The 5,519-nt window shown below is 63.4% G+C and carries 5 protein-coding genes; 1 reads left to right on the forward strand and 4 read right to left on the reverse strand.

The genetic code is table 11. From position 1 onward, the window contains the following. The 4 genes from P8Y64_13310 to P8Y64_13325 all read right to left on the reverse strand — a co-directional run. A partial coding sequence (locus P8Y64_13310) for a 3-phosphoglycerate dehydrogenase (protein MEJ2061442.1) occupies positions 1–278 on the reverse strand: 278 nt, incomplete at its 3' end. 48 nt (positions 279–326) lie between these two features. Next, positions 327–1,409: a 3-phosphoserine/phosphohydroxythreonine transaminase gene (serC, locus tag P8Y64_13315; GenBank protein MEJ2061443.1), complete on the reverse strand. Its 1,083-nt coding sequence runs from the start codon at positions 1,407–1,409 to the stop codon at positions 327–329. Further along, complete coding sequence (gyrA, locus tag P8Y64_13320; GenBank protein ID MEJ2061444.1) at positions 1,406–3,973, reverse strand: DNA gyrase subunit A; 2,568 nt, start codon at positions 3,971–3,973, stop codon at positions 1,406–1,408. The genes serC and gyrA overlap by 4 nt, the downstream gene beginning before the upstream one ends. A 143-nt stretch (positions 3,974–4,116) precedes the next feature. Next, positions 4,117–4,497 (reverse strand): VOC family protein, encoded by a 381-nt coding sequence (locus P8Y64_13325; protein MEJ2061445.1) that lies wholly within the window; start codon positions 4,495–4,497, stop codon positions 4,117–4,119. A gap of 60 nt (positions 4,498–4,557) precedes the next feature. On the opposite strand from P8Y64_13325, the gene dapC reads away from it, so the two are divergent. Next, the coding region (gene dapC, locus P8Y64_13330) for a succinyldiaminopimelate transaminase (protein MEJ2061446.1) at positions 4,558–5,519 on the forward strand (962 nt) is incomplete at its 3' end.

Here is a 5,519-nt window from a genome sequence, read left to right on the forward strand (position 1 = left end):
GCGATGACCAGTTCCTTCACCGCATTGGCATTGGCGCCGGGGGCGTTGAACACCGGCAGGCCGAGATCGCTGAGACGCTGGACGGGAATGTTGTTGACCCCGGCCCCGGCGCGGGCGACCGCCTTGAGCGAATCGGGCAGCGCCATCTCATGCATGTTGTAGGAACGCAGCAGGATGGCGTCGGGGTGCGAAATTTCTGAGGCCACCTCGTATTCTTCACGCGGCAGACGCTCCAGCCCCTTAACCGAAATATTGTTCAGGGTAAGTATCTTGAACATGTCTTGCCCCAATCGCCGAATAATCCGGGTTCGAACCTCGAACCTCGTTCAACCCTGGCGTTTTTCGAAATCGTCCATGAACGCGATCAGTGCATCGACGCCTGCTTCCGGCATGGCGTTGTAGATGCTGGCGCGCATGCCGCCGACCGAGCGATGCCCCTTGAGGGTGACCAGGCCCGCGGCCTTCGCCTGGGCGAGGAACTCCCCATCCAACTCGGGGTTGGCGAGAGTGAACGGCACGTTCATCCACGACCGGGAGGCGGTGTCGACAGGGCTGCTGTAAAAGTCCGAACCGTCGATCGCCGCGTACAGTTTGGTCGCCTTGCGCTGGTTGATCTCCGCCATGGCCGGCAGGCCGCCCTGCGCCTTGATCCACTTGAATACCAGCCCCGCCAGATACCAGGCATAGGTCGGCGGGGTGTTGTACATGGAATCGTTGTCGGCGTGAATCCTGTAATCGAACATGGTCGGGGTGTTCGGCAGCGTTTCGCCGATCAGGTCCTCGCGCACGATCACCAGCGTCAGCCCCGCCGGACCGATGTTCTTCTGCGCACCCGCATAAATCACGCCGAACCGACTGACGTCGATGGGGCGCGAAAGAATGGTGGACGACATGTCGGCGACCAGCGGCACCGCGCCGGTGTCGGGCACCCAGTGGAACTCGACTCCGCCGATGGTTTCGTTGGGCGTGTAATGTACGTAGGCGGCATCGTCCTGCAGCGCCCAGGTATCGAAGGCCGGCACCATGGTGAAGTTCGCGTCTTCGGAACTGGCGGCGACGTTCACCTCGCAATAGCGCTTCGCCTCGCCGATCGCCTTCTTGGACCAAGAACCGGTGTTGACGTAATCGGCCTTGGTTTTGCCGCGCAGCAGATTGAGCGGCACCATGGAAAACTGCGCGCTGGCCCCGCCCTGCAGAAACAGCACCTTGTAGTTGGCGGGAATAGCCAGTACCTCGCGCAGCGTAGTCTCGGCCTCCTCGGCGATCGACATGAACTCCTTGCCGCGATGGCTCATCTCCATCACCGACATGCCGCTGCCGTTCCAGTCGAGCATTTCGGATTGCGCCTGTTCGAGCACGGCCTGGGGCAACATGGCCGGGCCGGCGCTGAAATTGTAGACCCTGTTCATTCTGTATCTTCTTCCGTTTCGGTGTCTTCGTTATCGGCTGCGATGGATTCGATACGCGCGACCTCGACCAGCGCTTCGTTTTCATCCAGACGGATCAGGCGCACGCCCTGGGTATTGCGCCCCATACGCGAAACGCCTTCCACCGGCGTACGCACCAGGGTGCCATGGGTCGTGATCAGCATGGCCTCGTCGTCCTCCACCACCTGGATGGCACCGACCAGCGCGCCGTTACGGCCGCCGGTCTGGATCGCGATCACGCCCTGCCCGCCACGTTTCTGGCAGGGGAAATCGTCCACCGGGGTGCGCTTGCCGTAGCCGTTCTCGCTGGCGACCAGGATATCGCCGCCGCGGTCCACGATCAGCGAAATCGCCGCCTGGTCCTCGGCGAGACGGATGCCGCGCACGCCGCAGGCAGTGCGGCCCATGGGACGAACCTCGGCTTCATTGAAACGCACCGCCTTGCCGGCATCGCTGAACAACAGCACGTCGCACTCGCCGTTGGTCAGATCGACACCGATGAGATGGTCCTTCTCGCGCAGTTCGACGGCGATGATGCCGCTGGAACGCGGGCGCGAGAAATCGCGCAACGGTGTCTTCTTGACCGTACCGCTGGAGGTGGCCATCAACACGAAATCGTCGGTGTCGAATTCGCGGATCGGCAGCACGGCGTGAATGCGCTCGCCTTCCACCAGCGGCAGCAGGTTCACCATCGGTTTGCCGCGTGCGGAACGCCCCGCCTGCGGCAGCTGGTAAACCTTGATCCAGTACACCTTGCCGTGGCTGGAGAAACACAGCAGCGTGTCATGCGTGTTGGCGATGAAGAGCTTGTCGATGAAGTCCTCTTCCTTGACCGTGGTCGCCGCCTTGCCGCGCCCGCCGCGCCGCTGGCTGCGGTATTCGGACAGCGGCTGGGCCTTGGCGTAGCCCGCGTGCGAGAACGTGACCACGACGTCCTCCTCGGAGATGAGATCCTCGATGGTCAGGTCTTCGTGGCTGGTCAGGATCTCGGTGCGGCGCGCGTCGCCGTACTGATCGCGCATCTCGATCAGCTCGTCGCGGATGACGCGCATCAGCCGGTCGGGGTTGGACAGGATGTCGAGCAGGTCGTCGATCTTGTCCAGCAGGTCGCGGTACTCACCAACGATCTTGTCCTGCTCCAGACCGGTCAGGCGATGCAGGCGCAGGTCCAGGATCGCCTGGGCCTGTGCCTCGGAGAGGTAATAAGCATCGTCGCGCAGGCCGAACTCGGCCTCCAGGCCCTCGGGACGGGATGCCTCTGCACCGGTGCGGGACAGCATCTCGGTGACCACGCCCGGCGTCCAGCCGCGCGCCATCAGCCCCTGCTTGGCTTCGGCCGGATTGCTGGAGGCCTTGATGAGGGCGATGACCTCGTCGATGTTGGCCAGGGCGATGGCCAGGCCTTCCAATACGTGGGCGCGCTCGCGCGCCTTGCGCAGTTCGTACTGGGTGCGGCGGGTGACCACCTCGCGCCGGTGGCGCAGGAAGGCTTCCAGCACCTGCTTTAGGTCCAGCAGTCTCGGCTGCCCGTCGATCAGCGCCACCATGTTGATGCCGAACACGCTCTGCATCTGGGTGTGCTGATACAGGTTGTTCAGGATCACGTCGGCGTTTTCGCCGCGCTTGATCTCGATGACCATGCGCATGCCGTCCTTGTCGGACTCGTCGCGTAGCTCGGCAATGCCCTCGAGCTTCTTGTCCTTGACCAGTTCGGCGATCTTTTCCATCAGCCGCGCCTTGTTCACCTGATAGGGCAGCTCGGTGACGATGATGGCGTCGCGGCCGCTGTGCCGGTCCTCCTCCACGTGGGTACGGGCCCGCACGTAGATGCGCCCGCGGCCGGTCTTGTAGGCCTCCACGATGCCGCGCGCGCCGTTGATAATGCCGGCGGTGGGGAAATCCGGCCCGGGCAGATGCTGCATCAGGCCGTTGATGTCGATCTCGGGCTGGTCGATCAGCGCAATGCAGGCATTGACGGTCTCGGTCAGGTTGTGCGGCGGGATGTTGGTGGCCATACCGACCGCGATACCCGCCGAACCGTTGATCAGCAGGTTAGGCAGCCGGGTCGGCAGCACCGACGGTTCGTGTTCGGAACCGTCGTAGTTGGGGATGAAGTCGACGGTTTCCTTGTCGATGTCGGCGAGGAGCTCATGGGCGATCCTGGCCATGCGCACTTCTGTGTAACGCATGGCGGCGGGGGCGTCGCCGTCGACCGAACCGAAGTTGCCCTGCCCGTCCACCAGCATGTAGCGCATGGAAAACGGCTGGGCCATGCGCACGATGGTGTCGTAGACGGCGGTGTCACCGTGGGGGTGATACTTACCGATGACGTCACCGACGACGCGGGCGGACTTCTTGTAGGGTTTGTTCCAATCGTTGCCGAGTTCGCTCATCGCATAGAGCACGCGGCGGTGAACCGGCTTGAGGCCATCGCGGACGTCCGGCAGGGCTCGCCCGATGATGACGCTCATCGCGTAGTCCAGATAGGACTGACGCATTTCGTCTTCTAGATTGACCGTTAAGACTTCCTTGGCAAACTCTGTCATCGACACGACACTGAATGGCGAGATAAGCTGCCGATTTTACCACATAGGACGACCTCGTCCTAAATCCAAAATCCGCTCAGAAACGCACTGAAAGCCTCTCGGGCCAATTCGAACGCTCAAAATGGGCGATTTTCGGCTTTGGCTCAGGCCTGAACGAACTCCAGCCCGTTGCCGTCCGGGTCACGGCAGAACAGGGCCGCCCGCCCGGAGCGGCTGGCGGTATAAGGAATGCCGGCGGCATCCAGCGCCGCACGCAACGCAGCCAGGTCCCTGACCGCCAGCGCCAGGTGCCTGTCCCGCCCCGCGTGGTCGGGGCGGCCGCCAACCGGATCGGGGTTCGGCAGCTCCAGCAGGTGGATCTGCTGATCGCCGATCCGCAGCCAGGCCCCGGGGAATGACAGGTCCGGTCGTGAGGTGTCGAGCGCCATTCCCAGCACGCCGCAGTAGAAATCCAGGGCCTTCTCCGTGTCTGAGACCAGCACGCTGCCGTGCAGCAGGCTCAGAAAGTTCGGTTTATCGCTCATCTTCTCACTCAACTTCGCGGAACTTGTATACTTAGCGCCTTTTTCCACAGCCGCCGTCTCATGAACCCGGATCTCGCCAGACTCCAGCCCTACCCGTTTCAAAAACTCCAGGCGCTCAAGGGGGATGTGACCCCGCCCGGGGAACAGGAGCATATCGCACTCTCGATCGGTGAGCCGCAGCATCCCACACCGCATCTGATCAGCGACGCCCTGTTAAGCCATCTGCACGGGCTGGCCAATTACCCCACCACCAGTGGAGGCGAAGAACTGCGCGAAACCATCGCCCATTGGGCGTCCGGGCGTTTCGATCTGCCGGCGGGCTCCCTGACCGGCGCGCGCCACGTCCTGCCGGTCAACGGCACCCGCGAGGCGCTGTTCAGTTTCGCCCAAGCCGTGATCGACCGCAGCCGCAACCCGCTAGTGCTGATGCCCAACCCGTTCTACCAGATCTACGAAGGGGCTGCCCTGCTGGCGGGCGCGGAACCGGTGTACCTGTCCTGCACGGCCGACAACGATTTTCTGCCCGACCTTGACGCCGTGGACGATGCCGTCTGGGACCGCTGCCAGCTGCTGTACCTCTGCTCGCCCGGCAACCCGACCGGCGCGGTGATGCCCGAGGATCAGTTGCAGACCCTGATCGAGCTGGCCGAGCGGCATGACTTCGTCATCGCCTCGGACGAGTGTTACAGCGAGATCTATCCGATCGAGGATCAGCCCCCGCCGGGCCTGCTCGGCGCGGCGGCCCGCATGGGCAATACCGAATACCGCCGATGCGTCGCGTTCCACAGCCTGTCCAAGCGCTCCAATGCACCGGGCCTGCGTTCGGGATTCGTGGCCGGCGACGCCGAGGTGCTGGGCAGGTTCCTGCATTACCGCACCTATCACGGCTGCTCCATGTCGCTACCGGTGCAGACCGCGAGCATCGCCGCCTGGCGCGACGAGGATCACGTGCGTGAAAACCGGGAGCATTACCGGAAAAAATTCCAGGCCGTGGTCGACGTCCTGGCTCCGGTGCTCGACGT

This window comes from Gammaproteobacteria bacterium (genome assembly GCA_037388465.1).
In the GTDB taxonomy this organism is placed as follows: Bacteria; Pseudomonadota; Gammaproteobacteria; order SpSt-1174; family SpSt-1174; genus JARRKE01.

Bases quoted from the DNA above. Each gene is read 5' to 3' on its own strand.
- serC (MEJ2061443.1), bottom strand. From the start codon at position 1,409: ATGAACAGGGTCTACAATTTCAGCGCCGGCCCGGCCATGTTGCCCCAG.
- gyrA (MEJ2061444.1), bottom strand. From the start codon at position 3,973: ATGACAGAGTTTGCCAAGGAAGTCTTAACGGTCAATCTAGAAGACGAA.
- P8Y64_13325 (MEJ2061445.1), bottom strand. From the start codon at position 4,497: ATGAGCGATAAACCGAACTTTCTGAGCCTGCTGCACGGCAGCGTGCTG.